The following is an 18,246-nucleotide window of genomic DNA, read 5'->3' on the forward strand; positions in this document are numbered from 1 at the left end:
TTACATAAAGGCTCGGTAGCTCAGTCGGTAGAGCAGAGGACTGAAAATCCTCGTGTCGGCGGTTCGATTCCGTCCCGAGCCACCATTTTGAAGTCGCAAGCCGACTTAGCTCAATTGGTAGAGCAACTGACTTGTAATCAGTAGGTTGGGGGTTCAAGTCCTCTAGTCGGCACCACTTTCAAAATGAGCCATTAGCTCAGTTGGTAGAGCATCTGACTTTTAATCAGAGGGTCGAAGGTTCGAGTCCTTCATGGCTCACCATTTACAATTTAATGCGGGTGTAGTTTAGTGGTAAAACAAGAGCCTTCCAAGCTCTGGTCGAGAGTTCGATTCTCTTCACCCGCTTTTCAATTATGGGCCTATAGCTCAGCTGGTTAGAGCGCACGCCTGATAAGCGTGAGGTCGATGGTTCGAGTCCATTTAGGCCCACCATAATTGTTCCGCAGTAGCTCAGTGGTAGAGCTATCGGCTGTTAACCGATCGGTCGTAGGTTCGAGTCCTACCTGCGGAGCCATATTTATAGAGAAGTACCCAAGTGGCTCAAGGGGCTCCCCTGCTAAGGGAGTAGATCGCGAACGCGGTGCGAGGGTTCGAATCCCTTCTTCTCTGCCAGAACTGGCCCGTTGGTCAAGTGGTTAAGACACCGCCCTTTCACGGCGGTAACACGGGTTCGAATCCCGTACGGGTCATACTAAAAGAGATAGCATAATCTGCTATCTCTTTTTTGTTGTGTAAAAGTGGACTTTGAATAGTCTGCTTTTTTATGCAATAGAAGAAATATGAAGTATTCGCTGTTGCAGTTGGGTACATAGAGAGCCGTAAATACAATCATGTTAATTATTTGGACCTGTATGAATATGAAGGAATTAACTTCAACTTGAACTTTTACCCCAGCTGTATGGCTGTAGCCTCCTACACTTGGAGAAACCGATGAAAATACATCCGGGAGCTACTGTGGAAAATAAATAATATATAGAAGAAGCTGCCTCTCAATAGGGTGACCTACTGGAGACAGCTTTTTTATGTTGTCATTATTGTCGAGTTTTGTCGGTAAGTCGGTATATTGCAAAAATCGCTGATATAATTTGAGTTACGATCGATAAATTTTAATAATCGCTGATATATTTGGAGTTACGGTCGATATATTCTAAAAATCGCCGATATAATTTCACTTACCGATGAAAACCACAAGAAAAACCCTTTCACAATCTAAAGAAAACGCCTCCATTGAAATGGATTCCACACCTATTCCAATAACTTTACACCCTATGTGAAAAAGTTCACAAATAGGTCATAATTTGTGAAGTAATTCACAATAATACGTGCTACAATATGAATGTAAAGAAGTTAAACAACATTAAATTAGTATTTTAATTAATTACTTAAACAATCATAAAAAAATATATGTGAACAATAGAGAGGGGAAATTACCATGAAAAAAGGTATCAATCGTGTAGTATTAGTAGGAACAGGAGCTGTAGGTTGTAGTTACGCTTACTCAATGATCAACCAAGGTGTAGCTGAAGAATTCGTATTAGTAGATGTTAATGAAGCAAAAGCAGAAGGGGAAGCAATGGACTTAAGCCATGCGGTACCATTCTCTCCATCACCAACAAAAGTTTGGAGCGGTAGCTATGCAGATTGTAAAGATGCAGATTTAGTAGTTATCACTGCTGGATTACCACAAAAGCCAGGTGAAACTCGTTTAGACTTAGTTGAGAAAAATACAAAGATCTTTAAACAAATCGTTCGCGGTATTATGGATAGCGGATTCGATGGAATCTTCTTAATCGCAACTAACCCAGTTGACATTTTAACTTACGTAACTTGGAAAGAATCTGGTTTACCAAAAGAGCGCGTAATTGGTTCTGGTACTACTTTAGACTCTGCTCGTTTCCGTTACATGTTAGGTGACTACTTAGATGTAGATCCACGTAACGTTCATGCTTACATCGTTGGTGAACACGGTGATACTGAACTTCCAGTATGGAGCCACGCTACTATCGGTGTACAAAAACTAGAAACAATCTTAGCTAACAACGAACAGTACAAACAAGAAGACTTAGATAAAATCTTCGAAAATGTACGTGATGCAGCTTACCATATCATCGAGCGTAAAGGTGCAACTTACTACGGAATCGGTATGTCACTACTTCGTGTAACTAAAGCAATCTTAAACAACGAGAACAGCGTATTAACTGTATCTGCATACCTTGAAGGCCAATACGGTGAGAAAGATGCTTACGTAGGTGTTCCAGCTGTAATTAACCGCGAAGGTGTACGTGAAATCGTAGAGCTTGAGTTAAATGAAGAAGAAAAAGCGAAGTTCGCTCATTCTGTAAAAGTATTAAAAGAAACAATGGCACCAGTACTATAATAATTGCTAAATCATTCAGGGGCGGGACACTGCTTCCTACCTCTGAATTCATATAATTTAATATAAATTCCTTTTCCGGTTTCCCTTGTATATCCCCAATATACCCCTTTTGCTGGATCAGGGTCGTTTATAGAAAAGAGCACTCTACTTTAAGTAGAGTGCTCTTTATTATCCCGCATTAACGGGCAGTAAGATCCCCACCTCAAAATGCAGCGAAAGCAAAGAAGTTAGTTTGGTGATCAACTGCCCGTAAAAGCCCGATTGGTTCAACTAATAATCAGTGGGGGATGAACCCCCCCCACTGATTAAAGTTTCACTTTATCATTTTTTAGGCGTTAATCCTAATTTCTTTAAAATATCTGCCAGTGTACCGCTTTTGGATTTTTCTACAGGTGTTTGTGATTTAGATGCATCTGGACCTTTTTTCAAGAAGTTCTTTTCGACGAAGCGAATATCTTTTTCGTCGACAATACCATCTTTATTAAGGTCTCCGTCTTTTACAGTTAGTCCTTTTTTATCATAGTTGCTAGCGATAATTTCGGTTTGATTTAGTTGTCCTATTTATTTTGCCTCTGATATAATCAGCCTTATAAGAGGAGACTTTTGGTATAACCATGAAATTAAATAATAGTAACTCAGTGTTCATGTTGTGTTATCATCTTTGGTGGCTAGCCGTAGATAAAGTAAAACAGTTTATGGGAGATCAAGGCGAAAAGTGAGATGAATTAATATGACAAAGCATAATAAGGCGTACAAGTTTCGTCTGTATCCAACAGAAGAACAAGCAAATCTGATACGTAAAACTTTTGGGTGTGTACGCTTTGTATATAACAAAATGCTAGCTGAACGAAAAAAAGTATACGAAAAATACAAAGAGAACAAGGAAGAACTAAAGAAACAAAAATTCCCTACTCCTGCGAAATACAAGGTGAAGTATGAATGGTTGAAAGAAGTCGATTCATTAGCATTGGCTAACGCTCAATTAAACTTGCAAACTGCGTATAAGAATTTTTTTAGTGGTCAAAGTGATTTTCCTACATTCAAAAGTAAAAAGAGTAGAAAATCCTATACAACAAATAGAGTAAACGGAAATATTATGTTATTTCATGGTTATATCAAACTACCGAAACTGAAATTAGTGCGATTGAAACAACATAGAGAGATACCGCAAAACCATATCATTAAATCATGCACGATTTCGCTGACACCAACTGGTAAGTATTATGTGTCTGTTTTAACTGAATATGAAAAGGAAATTGTTCAGAAAGAAGTAGAAAGTGTAGGTGGATTAGACTTCGCAATGGCCGAATTGTATGTGAGTAGCGAAGATGAGAAAGCCAATTATCCTCGCTTTTATCGTCAGATGCTGAATCGATTAGCAAAGGCACAACGAGTATTAGCAAGACGTGTGAAAGGCTCAGTACGCTGGAATAAACAACGCATTTGTGTAGCGAAGTTGCATGAAAAAGTCGCCAATCAACGTAAAAATTTCCTTCATCATAAGTCTAAAGAATTAGCTACGAACTTTGATGTTGTAGCAATTGAAGACTTACATATGAAAGGAATGTCACGAGCACTTCGCTTTGGTAAGAGTGTAGCAGATAACGGTTGGAGGATGTTCACTACATTTTTAGCATATAAGCTACAAGAACAAGGAAAACAGCTTGTAAAAGTAGATAGGTGGTTTCCTTCTACAAAGATGTGTAGTAATTGTGGAAACAGAAAAGATATGCTACTATCTGAACGCACGTATGAGTGTTCTTGTGGACTAACAATAAGTCGCGACTATAACGCAGCTATTAATATTAAAAGAGAAGCCATACGCCTATTAGCTAGCGATAGCGTAAATAGCACAAAATAACCTTTGGAACAAGGGTGTTAGCTCGGCTGTCCTAGGACAAATTCGTTAGCTATTAAAAGTAGCGACTAACCGAGAAGCCCCCACTTCAAGTAAGCTCGTAAGATATGCTAAGTGGTGGGTAGTTCACTTCTGATAGTTTTGTTTCCCACAAAATCTCATGATCATCGTTTGGATTAGATGGCTGTCCATCATTTACTAGAAACTTGACGATAATGTGATCACCTAAATCTTCACCGTCATTATTTTGCTTTGCATCTGTAACTTCATATGATGTTTCAAGTGCTACTTTTGCGATATCCAATGTACCTTTATTTTCAAGCTTGAAGTTCCTTTCAATAAAATCACCTGGTTTTAAATCTTTCACATTAACGATTACACTTGGATTAATAGAAAGATCTAGTGTTCCAGCTTGAAATGAGTTACTTGATGTTTCTGAATCACTGAAATAGGCGAATACACCGCCGAATGTAAGGGATAAGCCAAGTGAAGCGGTGATAACTCCCATTCCTACTTTTTGTTTTAATGACATAAGAAAGCCTCCTAGTTAAATTTGTATAGCAACCGTTCGCAACAAGGATAAATGAGTAAACATAGTAGTCCGCTATGAATTGTGGTTACGAAAGATTGATGTTCTTTATTGAGAACAAGTATATGCTTATAAATTTCGCATTTCAATAAAATTGTGACAAAAAATATTGAGAAACATTTTTTTATGACAGATTATTTTGTTTTGATTTTAAGTGAAAAATAGCATGAAAAATAGGATAAACATAATAAAATAAAGGTTGAGAAAAAATAATTGGTAAAAATATAGAAGAATAATAAAGCGTTTTCAATGAATATTCGTCAAAATTCGATATTTTACACGGAAATGTGAAGGAAAACTAACATTTTTAAGAAAAAAACGAATGTTTTTTATAAATTAACAAGGATATTGCAGTTTTTCGCAGAAATAGTTAAAGTATAAAAAATTCTGTCATCTAAGTGAGGTGAGCATATTGAGTGTAATAAATTGTGAAGAAGTGAAACGAGATGAGTTTCATACAGAAAAGTACTATGAAAGTTATAATATCTTTGGCGCACATGTTGTGACGGAAGATGAGATTCAAGGAGTACGATTTACAGTGTGGGCTCCTCATGCGAAAGCAATGAGTGTTGTTGGAGATTTTAATGAGTGGGATTATGAGCAACATAAAATGCTACAAGTGACAGAAGAAGGCATTTGGTCCTTGTTTATACCGCATATTGAAGAAGGAGAAATATATAAATATGCGATTGAAACGTTGGCTGGTGACGTCATTTTAAAGGCAGATCCGTATGCTGTATATGCAGAAGTAAGACCGAATACGGCATCTGTAGTTTTTGATATAAAAGGATATGAATGGAATGATAAAAACTGGACTCGTAAGAAAAAGAAAAAATCGATTTATAAAGAAGCGATGACAGTTTATGAATTGCATTTTGGTTCTTGGAAAAAGAAAGAAGATGGAACACTGTATTCTTACAGGGAAATGGTAGAAGAACTCATTCCATATGTGGTGGAACATCAATTTACACATATTGAAATTATGCCGCTTGTTGAGCATCCATATGATCGTTCTTGGGGATATCAAGGAACGGGATATTATGCAGCGACGAGTAGATTTGGTACACCGCATGATTTAATGTATTTTGTCGACGAATGTCATAAATATGGAATCGGTGTCATTTTAGATTGGGTGCCGGGGCATTTTTGTAAAGATGCTCACGGTTTATATTTGTTTGATGGCACACCGACCTATGAATATAAAGATAAAGATGTACAAGAAAATCCAGTATGGGGAACTGTCAATTTTGATTTAGGAAAGAGAGAGGTACGTAATTTCTTAATTTCAAATGCGTTATTTTGGATGAGATATTTCCATATTGATGGTTTCAGAGTTGATGCAGTTGCGAACATGTTGTACTGGAATAAAGAAGGACAAGAGCAAAGTAATGAGCATGCTGTTTCATTTTTAAGAGAGTTAAATGAAGCAGTGTTTGCAGAGGATGAAGATTTTCTTATGACGGCAGAAGATTCAACAGCTTGGCCACTTGTAACAACTCCAACGTATGAAGGTGGGCTTGGATTCAATTACAAATGGAATATGGGCTGGATGAATGACGTGCTGAAATATATGGAGTGTGCGCCTGAATATAGGAAACACATTCATGAGAAAATGACGTTTTCTTTGCTATATGCGTACTCTGAAAACTTCATATTACCGCTTTCTCATGATGAAGTCGTTCATGGGAAAAAGTCGTTATTAAATAAAATGCCAGGTGATTACTGGGATAAGTTTGCTCAGCTTCGTTTATTATATGGATATTTCTTTACTCACCCAGGAAAGAAATTACTTTTCATGGGAGGAGAATTCGGACAGTTTGATGAGTGGAAAGACCTTGAAGATTTAGATTGGAATTTACATGATTTTGAAATGCATCGTTATATGCATGATTACTTTAAAGAGCTCATAGCATTGTATAAGCGCTCAAAACCACTTTGGCAGCTTGATCATTCGCCTGAAGGTTTTCAGTGGATTGATGCTAATAATAACGAGCAAAGTATTTTCTCGTTTATCCGTCAAGGGGATAAACAAGAGGATGCGTTAGTTATCGTATGTAATTTTACGAAAGCTACATATGAAAACTATAAAGTAGGTGTACCAGATTTCGAGTATTATAACGAGATTTTAAACAGTGATGCACAGCAATATGGCGGTTCGGGGCAAGTGAATAAGAAACGTCTTAAGACGATTCTAGAACCGTACCATAATCAAGCAGCACATGTAGAGATTACAATTCCACCATTTGGCGTATCCATATTACGACCAGTGAAGACGAGAAAGGGGAGCAAAAAACAAGATGGCTCAAAAACAAAAGTGCGTAGCAATGTTACTAGCAGGGGGAAAAGGTAGTCGTTTAAGTGCATTAACAAAAAATTTAGCCAAGCCAGCTGTTCCATTTGGTGGTAAATATCGCATTATTGATTTTACGCTAAGTAACTGTGCGAATTCTGGTATTGAAACGGTTGGGATTTTAACGCAATATCAACCACTCGAACTTCATAATTATATCGGAATCGGAAATGCGTGGGATTTAGACCGAGTAAACGGTGGAGTCACAGTATTACCTCCTTATGCGGAGTCTTCAGGGGTTAAGTGGTATACAGGTACGGCAAGTGCCATTTATCAAAACTTAAACTATTTAAGTCAATATGAACCAGAGTATGTTCTTATTTTATCAGGCGACCATATTTATAAAATGGATTACAGTAAGATGCTAGATTACCATATTGAGAAAGAATCGGATGTATCCATTTCTGTTATTGAAGTACCTTGGGATGAAGCGAGTCGCTTTGGCATTATGAATACGAATGAAGAGATGGAGATTGTTGAGTTTGAAGAGAAACCACAATTTCCAAGAAGTAATCTTGCATCAATGGGAATCTATATTTTTAATTGGTCAATTTTGAAAGAGTATTTAGAGATGGATGCAAGAAACCCTGAATCTAGTAACGATTTCGGAAAAGACGTACTTCCGCTTTTATTGGATGAAGGGAAGAAGTTAATGGCGTATCCGTTTGAAGGATATTGGAAAGATGTTGGAACGGTGAAGAGCTTATGGGAAGCGAATATGGATTTGCTTCGCGATGAAACATCACTGAATTTAAACGATCGTAATTGGCGTATTTACTCTGTCAATCCAAACGAACCGCCTCAATATATTGCTGAAAAGGCGAAAGTAGAAGAATCGCTTATTAACGAAGGGTGCGTCATTGAAGGGGACGTGAAGCATTCTGTTTTATTCCAAGGAGTGACGGTGGAAGAAGGAAGTATGGTGATTGATTCTGTCGTTATGCCAGGGGCTAAGATTGGTAAAAATGTTGTGATTGAAAGAGCGATTGTTGGATCAGAAATGGTTATTGAAGATGGAACAGTCATTCGTCCAGAAAAGAATGTTGACGATGTAGTATTAATTGCTGAAGGGAAATAGAAAAGGGGGATGAAATGAATGGGAGAAAAAATGTTAGGAATTATTAATGCAACGGGAAGTTTTCCTTCCTTAAAGAAAGTAACAGGGCATCGTTCACTAGCGGCGTTACCGTTTGGGGGCCGTTATCGACTCATTGATTTCATGCTTTCAAATATGGTGAATTCTAGTATTCATAGTGTGGCAGTTTTTACAAGCCATAAAAATCGTTCGTTAATGGACCATGTTGGTTCAGGAAAACAGTGGGATTTAGATAGAAAACGAGACGGACTATTTTTATTCCCGCCAAACTGCCAATGTGACCAAGATGAATTTGGGTCTTTTGCACACTTTAGAAGACATATTGATTATTTTCTAAGAAGCAGAGAAGAGTACGTTGTTATTACGAATAGCCATCTCGTAACAGCATTAAATTTTCAAGCGGTGTTAGAGCGACATATACATACGGCAGCTGATATTACAGAAGTTTGCCATGAAGGGGTTTCGCTTCAAACATACGTGTTAAAGAAACAATTATTGTTAGACTTATTTGAGTCATATAAAGGTGTGGAACAATACAGTTTATTTGATGTAGTGAGAGAAAAGCGCGGGAAATCATTACACATTGCTACATATGAACATACTGGATATGTAGCAATTATTGACTCGATTGAAAGTTACTATAAACATAGCTTAGAAATTTTGCAACCTGCTATTTGGAAGCAATTATTTAAGAAAGAAGCACCGATCTTTACGAAAGTAAAAGATGAGCCACCAACTCGTTATTTAAAGGGTGCAGTCGTGAAAAATACAATGATTGCAAATGGCAGTATTATTGAAGGGGAAGTCGAAAACAGTGTTGTTTCCCGTTCAGTTAAAATTGGAAAAGGTTCAAGTATTCGTAACAGTATTATTATGCAAAAGAGCCAAATTGGAGATAACTGTATAATAGACGGTGTTATTATTGATAAAGACGTGAAAATTGGCGACGGTGTCGTATTAAAAGGAAGCGCCGATGAGCCGTATGTTGTAGAAAAAGGAAGCGTACAAAACAGTACGATTAATAGTTATTCCTAAAGAATCAGTGGGGGCTTTTTCCTCCACTGATTAAAGTTTTAATTTAAATGAAAACTCGAAGGGAGGAAGCTGCAAGAGGAGTAATAAAAACTTTTCGCGCAGTGGGACAACAAGTGAATATTTTATTTGCAGTATCAGAATGTGTACCGTTTGTGAAATCGGGAGGATTAGCTGATGTAGCGGGTGCACTCCCAAAAGAGCTAAAAAAATTAGGAGTGGACGTTCGTATTATACTTCCGAATTATAGTCTCATTCCGCAAAAGTTAAGAGATGGATGTACGTTACATAAAGTAATTAACGTCCCTCTTGGGTGGAGAAATCAATATTGTGGAATTTTAAAAGGTGAGCAAGACGGAATTACGTATTACTTAATAGATAATGAATATTATTTTAAGAGAGATTCTCTGTATGGGCATTACGATGACGGAGAGCGTTTTTCTTATTTCTCAAAAGCAGTGTTAGAGTGTATTCCGCACCTTGATTTTGAAGTGGATGTTCTTCATAGCCATGATTGGCATACGGCTATGGTTAATTTCTTACTTCGTGAAAAGTATCAAGATAACCCGTTATATGAGCGTATTAAAACGGTATATACGATTCATAACTTGCAGTTCCAAGGTGTATTTCCTCCTGAAGTGATGTACGACTTGTTAGAGCTTGGTGATGAATATTTTCATAGTGAGCAGCTAGAGTTTTATGGAAACGTAAACTTTATGAAAGGCGGTATTATTGCTTCGGATCAAATTACAGCGGTGAGCCCGACGTATAAAGAAGAAATTCAATATAAATTTTTCGGTGAGAAGTTAGATGGATTACTGCGAAAATATAATGATAAGCTTAGCGGCATTGTAAATGGTATTGATACGAGCGTATATAATCCAGAAACGGATTCGTATATTAAGGCCCAGTATGATGCAGAGTCATTATATGAAAAGAGTGAAAATAAACGCGCCTTGCAGCGTTATTTTGGTTTACCAGAAAAAGAGGATACACCAATTATTTCAATGGTAACGAGATTAACGAAGCAAAAAGGTCTTGATTTAGTACGTACTGTATTCCGCGAAATAATGGAAGAAGATGTACAATGTATTATTTTAGGTTCAGGTGATTCGGAATATGAGCAATTCTTTGAGTGGATGGCATATGAGTATCCGGAGAAGGTAAAAGTTTATATCGGATTTAATGAAGAATTAGCTCACCAAGTGTATGCGGGAAGCGATTTGTTTTTAATGCCATCGCTGTTTGAACCGTGTGGACTTGGACAACTTATCGCATTAGCATACGGTACAATTCCAATTGTAAGAGAAACAGGTGGGTTAAACGACACGGTACATTCTTATGATGAAGAAACAGGCGAAGGAAATGGTTTCAGTTTCACGAATTTTAATGCACATGACATGCTACATACGATTCATCGTGCAATTGAATTCTATCACGATAAACCAGTGTGGGAGCAGCTTGTAAAACAAGCGATGAATGAAGATTATAGCTGGGAGCAATCGGCTCTTGCTTATAAGGAATTGTATAAAAGTCTCATGGAATAACATGTAGGTGGTGAAAAAATGTTTACTCATGTTGAAAGTTTTAAATCAACTTTTCTAGAAAAGTTAGAGACGATGTATGGTAAAAGTTTTAAAGATTCTACAACTCGTGATCAATATAATACGCTCGGCCATATGGTACGTGAGTATATGAATAGTCAATGGATTGCAACGAACGAGAGTTATCGATCCGGAGAGCAAAAGCAAATGTATTACTTGTCTATTGAGTTTTTGCTTGGACGTTTGCTTGGAAGTAACATCTTGAATTTAGGTATTCGAGAGGTATGCGAGCAGGGGTTATCTGAACTAGGGATTTCGTTACAAGAGTTAGAAGAAGTGGAAGCAGATGCAGGCCTTGGTAATGGTGGGCTTGGACGCTTAGCAGCCTGTTTTCTCGATTCACTCGCATCTTTAAACTTACCAGGACACGGCTGTGGAATTCGTTATAAACATGGTTTGTTTGATCAGAAAATTGTTGATGGTTATCAAGTTGAATTTCCAGAACAGTGGCTTCTTCATGAAAACGTATGGGAAGTAAGAAGGTATGATCAAGCTGTAGAAGTAAGTTATTTCGGCAGTGTTGAACCGCTAGAAATTGACGGGCGTTTAGAGTTTAGGCATACAAATGCAGAAGTCATTATGGCCGTGCCATATGATGTGCCGGTAGTTGGCTATGAGACGAGTACTGTAAATACACTTAGACTTTGGAATGCTGAACCAGTTCCTTTCCCGCAAAATTGCAAAGATATTTTGAAATATAAGCGTGAAACAGAGGCTGTATCGGAGTTTTTATATCCAGATGATACGCATGATGAGGGAAAAATACTTCGTTTAAAACAACAGTATTTCCTCGTATCAGCAAGTTTGCAAAATATCGTTCGAATGCATAGAGAAAGATATGGTGACCTTCGTCAACTACATGAAAAAATTGCGATCCACATTAACGATACACATCCGGTTTTAGCAATTCCGGAACTGATGCGTATTTTACTAGACGAAGAAAAGTTAGCATGGGAAGAAGCTTGGCACATAACGACGCAGACGATTTCTTATACGAATCATACGACGTTATCAGAAGCGCTCGAAAAGTGGCCAATTCACATTTTTAAACCGTTATTACCGAGAATTTATATGATTATTGAAGAGATTAATGAACGTTTCTGTCATGAACTGTGGGAACAGTATCCGTATGAGTGGGATCGTATTGAAGCAATGGCGATTATTGCACATGACCTTGTGAAAATGGCTCATTTAGCGATTGTCGGTAGCCATAGCGTAAACGGTGTAGCAAAAATTCATACGGAAATATTAAAGCAGCGGGAAATGCGATTGTTTTATGAATTTTATCCAGATAAGTTTAATAATAAGACGAATGGAATTGCTCATAGGCGCTGGCTTATGAAAGCAAATCCACAGTTAACAAATCTCATTTCAGAGGCGATTGGAACGGAGTGGAAGAAAGAACCGATTAAGCTTCAAGAGCTACAATTAGTTCAATATGATGCGAGTTTCCAAGAGAAATTTGCAGAGGTAAAACAAGAGCGTAAAGAGATTTTAGCAGAGCGTATTCATAATACAATGGGGATTACCATTGATCCAAATTCTATTTTTGATGTGCAAGTGAAAAGATTACATGCTTATAAACGACAATTATTAAATGTTCTTCATATTTTATATTTATATAACCGTTTGAAAGAGGATGCTAGTTTTACATTTTATCCGCGTACTTTTATTTTTGGAGCGAAAGCATCACCTGGCTATTATTACGCGAAAAAAATTATTAAATTAATAAATGAACTCGCAAGAAAAGTAAATAATGACCCGTATGTCAGTCAATATATGAAAGTTATCTTTCTAGAAAACTATCGAGTTTCTTTAGCGGAAGATATATTCCCAGCGGCGGATGTAAGTGAACAAATTTCAACGGCGAGTAAAGAAGCATCGGGAACAGGTAATATGAAATTTATGATGAATGGTGCGATTACACTCGGAACGCTAGATGGTGCTAACGTTGAAATAAAAGACCGGGTCGGTGATGATAACTGTTTTATTTTCGGTTTAACGGCCGAAGAAGTTCTTCATTACTATCAAAATGGTGGCTATCGTGCAAGTGATTATTATCACCACAATAGACACATTAAAAAAGTAGTTGATCAATTAACAAATGGTTTCTTTGCACAATCGGGAGCTGAATTTGAAGCGATTTACGATTCTCTCGTTATTCAAAACGATGAATATTTCGTTCTGCGAGATTTTGGTCCATATGCTGAAAGACAAGAGGCTGTCGGTAGAGCTTATGAGAACCGAACGAAGTGGCTAGAAATGTCGATTTTAAATATTGCACAGTCTGGTCATTTTGCGAGCGATCGAACAATTTTGCAGTACAGTAATGAAATTTGGGGTATTGGTAATGCAGTTAAACAGTTTTAAAGAGGTTGCTATATTGGGAGATATATTATCGATTTACCAACAGAAATGGATATTAATAAATAAAACGTGCTTAATAAAATTAAGCTCGTTTTATTTATTTTGCTTAAGAAAGAAATGGAACAGTGGTATATATGATACCTGCCCCATCATACTCTCCTGTCGCAAAGTATGAAAATGTAAAGAAACCTGTAACCGTAAAAATTACAATAAGGAAAAATGCGAAGATAAATTTTAACATGTAAGGTCCCCTCATCCAAAAATAACTTCATAGATTATTATAGTATACGAATATTTTATTTCCAATTGTTTACTGGTTAAAAATGAGAAGTCAGACATGTTTTGTATGTTGTAATGGAATGATTATTTGTAATGGATTTTGTGTTTTTTGTAAATGTCATGTTGTGATGGACGTGTGCATACTCCCAATCATGATCATTAAAATTTATGTTTCGGGGAGGGAGAAGTGGAACGACATCGAATAAGTTGACGAAACGAAAGCTACTAGCTACTTGTAGTTTATAATAATTTCGAAAAGCGATATCTCCTACTTTTGGAGAAGCGAATGTATAAAGTCCATACTGTGCGAAGGCAGTATTTATACGTGCATCTAATATGTGTAATGTGGCAAGCGCGCCACCTAGACTATGCCCAGTAGCTAGCAGTTTTTTATGTGCTGGCAATGATACGAGCATATCCATAATAGAATCACGACAAGACTCATAAATAGAGAGAAAACCGTTATGGACATTTCCGCCATTTAAAGCATAAGGATAAGGTTTTTGATTGACGAGAGAATCAATAATCCAATCTGGATCTGTTTGAGTGCCTCTGAAGGCAACGATAATTGTATCCTCAGATTCTAATATAAATCCGAACCATTCTGTTGTTTGAATGGCCTTTCCTTGAAAACCTTGTACATATTGAAAACCATCTGGTATTTCGAAAATACCATTTTGTTTATATTGTTCATACGTTAACTCACAACAAGAAGCTAACAGTATGGCAGTTTCTTTATCAAAGGATAAAGGAGTACGCATTAAGGTAGCCCTCCTTAAGAAAAGGTATAGTTTAATATATGCGGTGAGGAACTTGATTCATTCTTTTGGAGGTGGGGAATAGCTTGTATCGCTTACCTAAATCAGTGGAGGAAATTATAATGGCAAAATAAAACAGTGCCTGATAAGGGCACTGTTTACTCTTTTTCATCTCAAGGAATCGACTTTTTTAGTTATTCTTAATGAACTGACGCATGCGTTAGTTGCATAAGTAAGAGGTTTGAAAAAATAGCCTGTATATATTTGAATGATGAATAACTTACCTATTTTCTTGTGTTTGTTTGCGTTACATACAGAAAAAATTCGGAAAATAAAACATATTATTTATCTGTTTGTTTTTGCTTCTTTTTCAAATACTCCGTACGCAATTTTTCAAGTTGCTGCTTTTTATCAAATTTGGCAGGCTTCTGTTTTTCATGGAACTTTGCCACAGCTACCTGACTTTTGGAATCCAATTGATATTTTCCCACTTTGTTCACCTACTTTTCTTGTCTCTAAAGAGAATCTACTCAACAAATATAATATACCTTATTTTCCTGAAGTAAACCTTATTACTTTATTTTAACTGCTTTTTCTCGTTTGTAGACGTAAATTAAAACACCCTTTCACTTTATTACTGCAAGCAAGGGTGTTTTAATTTTATTATTTTATTAGTTGATGGCCATGCCCACATAAGGGCACAGTTTACTCTTTCCCATCTAATAAACGACCAAGGCCACCTAATACACTACCTTCGCCAGTACTTTGCGCTGCTGGGCTTGTAAGGCGTGCTGCTAATCGGCTAAGTGTTAAGGACTGAATCCAAACTGTTCCAGGTCCTTCTAACGTTGCGAAGAATAAACCTTCGCCGCCAAATAGAGCTGTTTTTACTTTTCCAACGAACTCGACATCATAGTTAATGTCTTTTGTCATAGCAACGAGACAACCTGTATCAATGCGAAGTTTCTCACCAGGTTTTAATTCACGTTTATATACAGTTCCACCTGCGTGCATGAAAGCAAGACCGTCACCTTCAAGTTTCTGCATGATAAAACCTTCACCACCGAAGAAACCAGTTCCTATTTTTTTCGTAAATTCAATTCCGATAGAAACACCTTTTGCGGCACAAAGAAAGGCATCTTTTTGACAAACTACTTTTCCTTGATATTCTGTTAAATCTACAGGAATAATTTTACCAGGATAAGGAGCAGCAAATGAGACGTGGCGTTTGCCGTGACCTGTATTTGTAAATACAGTCATAAACATACTTTCGCCTGTAACGAGACGCTTACCAGCGCCCATTAATTTTCCGAATAAACCTCCAGATGGGCCAGAACCATCACCGAAGATTGTTTCCATTTCTATGTAATCTTCCATCATCATCATTGCGCCAGCTTCTGCGATCACGCTTTCTTCTGGATCTAACTCAATTTCAACAAACTGCATATCATCTCCGTATAACTTATACTCGATTTCATGTGCTCTCATTTTTTTCACCTCGTATGTAATAGATACTTATATTGTACAGAATTTAATAGGATTAGAATACTTTAGTTTTGTTAATTTTCAAATAAAGTGGAACAAACCAAAACTGATTATCAGCTCCCGCCAATCAAGCTGTCCGCAAATACCGGGCTAAAATATGAATATGGAAATTCAACATTATATTAAAATTATAAAAAAATGGTGGAATGAAAGTGTTCTCATTTGACGTTTTGGATATAGCGTGATATAGTGAAATCACTATTGAGCTACATAATGTGGTACGGAAATAAAGCACGTTGAATTAAAGGCTGTAAGCTTGTTATACATTCATGTCCTTTATATCCACCTTTTCATGTGGATTCATAGTTTCATTTTTATTTAGGAGGTACATGACATGCAAACAGGTAAAGTTAAATGGTTCAACAGCGAAAAAGGTTTCGGTTTCATCGAAGTTGAAGGTGGAGACGATGTATTCGTTCACTTCTCAGCTATCCAAGGTGACGGATTCAAAACTTTAGAAGAAGGTCAAGAAGTTTCTTTCGAAATCGTTGAAGGTAACCGTGGACCACAAGCTGCTAACGTTACAAAAAACTAATTAGCTAGCGATAAAAAGCATTCCGATTTTCGGAATGCTTTTTTTTATTCTTTGGAACTCGACTCATTTGAAGATAATTCGCCCTTAAAGGTACGCTCTTCAAAGTCATCAAGCATTTGTTCATATTCTTCATGTTCTTCCGTAGCGAAAACTTGCGGATTTTTTCCATACATATCTGTACCAATAAAGTTTTCGAAATCTTCTACGTATCCTACATTTTCCTCACTGTTTACGTACATGCCATTATAGTTTTTCGAATCTCGTCTTTCTAAATCAGACGGTGTTTCAGACGTTCCATAATTGGCAACATCTTGCCACGCATCTTCTGCATCGTACTCAACAGAGCGATCCTCATCGTGTTTATGGAAAGAGGGAGACAATACTTCTTCTTCAACTGGTCGTGTATTCATATTTAGCTTATTTGTCGCGTGCTGGATGCATGTTGTAGCAGTCGGCATTGCTTCTAATCTTTCAAATGGAATTTCTTCGCCAGACACTTCGCAAATGCCGTACGTACCCGCTTCTATTTTTTGCAAGGCATGTTTCGTATCCTCTAGCTGTTTATGCCAAAGTTCAATAAGCCCGAAGTCTTTTTCACGTTCATATAGCTCTGTTGCCATATCAGCTGGATGGTTATCATAGCTAGATAATTCTCCAACAGACTCACGTTCAGATGCACGATCTTCATTTTCGTGTGTTTGTATCGTTTGCTCTAGTTCGTGTTTTTGTTTTTCTAAAACGGATTTAAATTGATTTATTTGTTGTGGAGTTAACATAGTCGTCCACCTTCCTACAATTCAGTTTCTTTACATAGTATGAGCGTTGCGAGTAGGAATTATGAGATGAATTTCAGATATGAAAAAGGAGCCGCATAAGCAGCTCCTTTTATAGAAAGTATCCAAGTAATAATCCGATTCCCATGAGGAGACCGAAGATCGTATTTGTTTTTGCTGTTGCAATCATCGCAGGTACCATTTCCATCGGAATGCTTTTGCCGATAAAGCCTTTCGTCGCTTTAAATGCTTTCGGAGCACTTAAAAATACGATAAGCATCCATGGTGATACGATGCCCACGATAATTAAAGCAATTGTCCAAATGTAGGAAACGATGAACATCGAAGCAAGTACACCAACAGCTCGCTCACGTCCGACGAGAATTGCTAACGTTTTACGACCGTTTTCTTTATCGCCATCCAAGTCACGAATATTATTAGCTAGTAAAATGGCGCCAATTAAAATGGAGCTTGGGATAGATAGTAAAATGACTTCTGATGTTACAGTTCCAGTTTGAATAAAGAATGAAATCCCAATAATAATGACACCCATAAATAATCCGGCTGTCAACTCTCCAAATGGTGTATATGCAATTGGAAGTGGGCCACCTGTATAAAGGTAAGCAACGGCCATACAAACAAGACCGATTGCAGCAAGCCACCAGCTAGAATTCATACAAATATAAACACCTAATAGTATTGCGATGCCGAAAAATCCAAATGCTAAGTTAAGCACTGTTTTTGGCTGAATGCCATCGCGAACGATAGCGCCGCCGATACCAACTGAACCTTCGTGATCGAGTCCTCTTTTATAATCAAAGTATTCATTAAACATGTTTGTTGCTGCTTGAATGAGAAGACAAGCAAGAAGCATCATAAGGAAAAGAGGAAGATGTATTTGATTTATACCTCCGACCTGCATCGAATATGCTGTTCCGATGAAAACAGGTACGAAAGCGGCTGTTAATGTATGGGGACGTAGTAAACTCCACCAGATGCGCCAGCCTGTTTGCTTACTTGGCTTTGGCGCCGTAGGAGAGGAATTCGTTTTGACGTTCATTTCCATGTTGAATCCTCCTTTGG

The 18,246-nt window shown here is 37.4% G+C and carries 14 protein-coding genes, 8 tRNA genes and 2 pseudogenes; 16 read left to right on the plus strand and 8 right to left on the minus strand.

All coding sequences use genetic code 11. The features are described 5' to 3' along the window. The first annotated feature begins 9 nt into the window (after positions 1–9). The 9 genes from ACZDYH_RS24795 (at position 10) to ACZDYH_RS24835 (ending at position 2,377) form a co-directional block, all read left to right on the plus strand. Positions 10–85: transfer RNA gene (locus ACZDYH_RS24795), tRNA-Phe, on the plus strand. A 14-nt stretch (positions 86–99) separates the two neighbouring features. Then, positions 100–175 (plus strand) — tRNA-Thr (locus ACZDYH_RS24800). A gap of 10 nt (positions 176–185) precedes the next feature. Beyond that, a tRNA-Lys gene (locus tag ACZDYH_RS24805) sits at positions 186–261 on the plus strand. A 13-nt stretch (positions 262–274) separates the two neighbouring features. Then, a tRNA-Gly gene (locus ACZDYH_RS24810) sits at positions 275–345 on the plus strand. 10 nt (positions 346–355) lie between these two features. Continuing rightward, positions 356–432 (plus strand) — tRNA-Ile (locus ACZDYH_RS24815). A gap of 7 nt (positions 433–439) precedes the next feature. After that, positions 440–514, plus strand: a tRNA-Asn gene (locus ACZDYH_RS24820). A gap of 7 nt (positions 515–521) precedes the next feature. Further along, positions 522–612, plus strand: a tRNA-Ser gene (locus ACZDYH_RS24825). Between the two features lie 5 nt (positions 613–617). Next, positions 618–689, plus strand: a tRNA-Glu gene (locus tag ACZDYH_RS24830). A gap of 743 nt (positions 690–1,432) precedes the next feature. Continuing rightward, a complete protein-coding gene (locus ACZDYH_RS24835) occupies positions 1,433–2,377 on the plus strand; it encodes an L-lactate dehydrogenase (protein ID WP_000715339.1) in 945 nt (314 codons plus the stop codon). A gap of 321 nt (positions 2,378–2,698) precedes the next feature. Here ACZDYH_RS24835 and ACZDYH_RS24840 read toward each other — a convergent pair. Continuing rightward, positions 2,699–2,929: pseudogene (locus ACZDYH_RS24840) on the minus strand (hypothetical protein); the annotation flags it as partial. 178 nt (positions 2,930–3,107) lie between these two features. Here ACZDYH_RS24840 and ACZDYH_RS24845 point away from each other — a divergent pair. Further along, positions 3,108–4,238: an RNA-guided endonuclease TnpB family protein gene (locus tag ACZDYH_RS24845; protein WP_474887400.1), complete on the plus strand. Its 1,131-nt coding sequence runs from the start codon at positions 3,108–3,110 to the stop codon at positions 4,236–4,238. 124 nt (positions 4,239–4,362) lie between these two features. Here the strand turns inward: ACZDYH_RS24845 and ACZDYH_RS24850 are convergent. Continuing rightward, a pseudogene (locus ACZDYH_RS24850) lies at positions 4,363–4,767 on the minus strand (TasA family protein); the annotation flags it as partial. A gap of 469 nt (positions 4,768–5,236) precedes the next feature. On the opposite strand from ACZDYH_RS24850, the gene glgB reads away from it, so the two are divergent. The 5 genes from glgB to glgP all read left to right on the plus strand — a co-directional run bounded on the left by glgB (position 5,237) and on the right by glgP (position 13,276). Continuing rightward, complete coding sequence (glgB, locus tag ACZDYH_RS24855; RefSeq protein WP_000111405.1) at positions 5,237–7,174, plus strand: 1,4-alpha-glucan branching protein GlgB; 1,938 nt, start codon at positions 5,237–5,239, stop codon at positions 7,172–7,174. Then, positions 7,122–8,252 carry a glucose-1-phosphate adenylyltransferase gene (gene glgC, locus ACZDYH_RS24860; protein WP_016123516.1) on the plus strand — a complete coding sequence of 377 codons (1,131 nt, stop codon included), beginning with the start codon at positions 7,122–7,124 and terminating at the stop codon, positions 8,250–8,252. Before glgB ends, glgC begins: the two co-directional genes overlap by 53 nt. An 18-nt stretch (positions 8,253–8,270) precedes the next feature. Continuing rightward, positions 8,271–9,305, plus strand: coding sequence for a glucose-1-phosphate adenylyltransferase subunit GlgD (gene glgD, locus ACZDYH_RS24865; RefSeq protein ID WP_006915634.1), 1,035 nt, complete (start codon positions 8,271–8,273; stop codon positions 9,303–9,305). Positions 9,306–9,418: 113 nt separating this feature from the next. After that, positions 9,419–10,849, plus strand: coding sequence for a glycogen synthase GlgA (gene glgA / locus ACZDYH_RS24870; RefSeq protein WP_033691681.1), 1,431 nt, complete (start codon positions 9,419–9,421; stop codon positions 10,847–10,849). Between the two features lie 18 nt (positions 10,850–10,867). Continuing rightward, entirely contained in the window at positions 10,868–13,276 is a 2,409-nt protein-coding gene (glgP, locus tag ACZDYH_RS24875; protein WP_434713019.1) for a glycogen phosphorylase, read from the plus strand. Positions 13,277–13,379: 103 nt separating this feature from the next. Here the strand turns inward: glgP and ACZDYH_RS24880 are convergent, their stop codons facing one another. From ACZDYH_RS24880 to ACZDYH_RS24895, 4 genes are all read right to left on the minus strand, one after another. Continuing rightward, positions 13,380–13,514: a hypothetical protein gene (locus ACZDYH_RS24880; RefSeq protein ID WP_000911065.1), complete on the minus strand. Its 135-nt coding sequence runs from the start codon at positions 13,512–13,514 to the stop codon at positions 13,380–13,382. 76 nt (positions 13,515–13,590) lie between these two features. Then, positions 13,591–14,313 carry a lipase family protein gene (locus ACZDYH_RS24885; RefSeq protein ID WP_001260134.1) on the minus strand — a complete coding sequence of 241 codons (723 nt, stop codon included), beginning with the start codon at positions 14,311–14,313 and terminating at the stop codon, positions 13,591–13,593. 338 nt (positions 14,314–14,651) lie between these two features. Next, a complete protein-coding gene (locus tag ACZDYH_RS24890) occupies positions 14,652–14,801 on the minus strand; it encodes a hypothetical protein (protein WP_000521639.1) in 150 nt (49 codons plus the stop codon). Between the two features lie 214 nt (positions 14,802–15,015). Further along, a complete protein-coding gene (locus ACZDYH_RS24895; RefSeq protein ID WP_001201257.1) occupies positions 15,016–15,798 on the minus strand; it encodes a TIGR00266 family protein in 783 nt (260 codons plus the stop codon). A 391-nt stretch (positions 15,799–16,189) separates the two neighbouring features. On the opposite strand from ACZDYH_RS24895, the gene cspD reads away from it, so the two are divergent. Continuing rightward, positions 16,190–16,390 carry a cold-shock protein CspD gene (gene cspD, locus ACZDYH_RS24900; RefSeq protein WP_001193054.1) on the plus strand — a complete coding sequence of 67 codons (201 nt, stop codon included), beginning with the start codon at positions 16,190–16,192 and terminating at the stop codon, positions 16,388–16,390. Positions 16,391–16,434: 44 nt separating this feature from the next. Here the strand turns inward: cspD and ACZDYH_RS24905 are convergent, their stop codons facing one another. Together ACZDYH_RS24905 and ACZDYH_RS24910 are read right to left on the minus strand one after the other, a co-directional pair. Further along, entirely contained in the window at positions 16,435–17,166 is a 732-nt protein-coding gene (locus tag ACZDYH_RS24905) for a yteA family sporulation protein (protein ID WP_000957366.1), read from the minus strand. A gap of 109 nt (positions 17,167–17,275) precedes the next feature. Further along, entirely contained in the window at positions 17,276–18,229 is a 954-nt protein-coding gene (locus ACZDYH_RS24910) for a 1,4-dihydroxy-2-naphthoate polyprenyltransferase (protein WP_025709977.1), read from the minus strand. Between the last annotated feature and the right edge of the window lie 17 nt (positions 18,230–18,246).

The organism is Bacillus sp. EB V-12, from assembly GCF_056158125.1.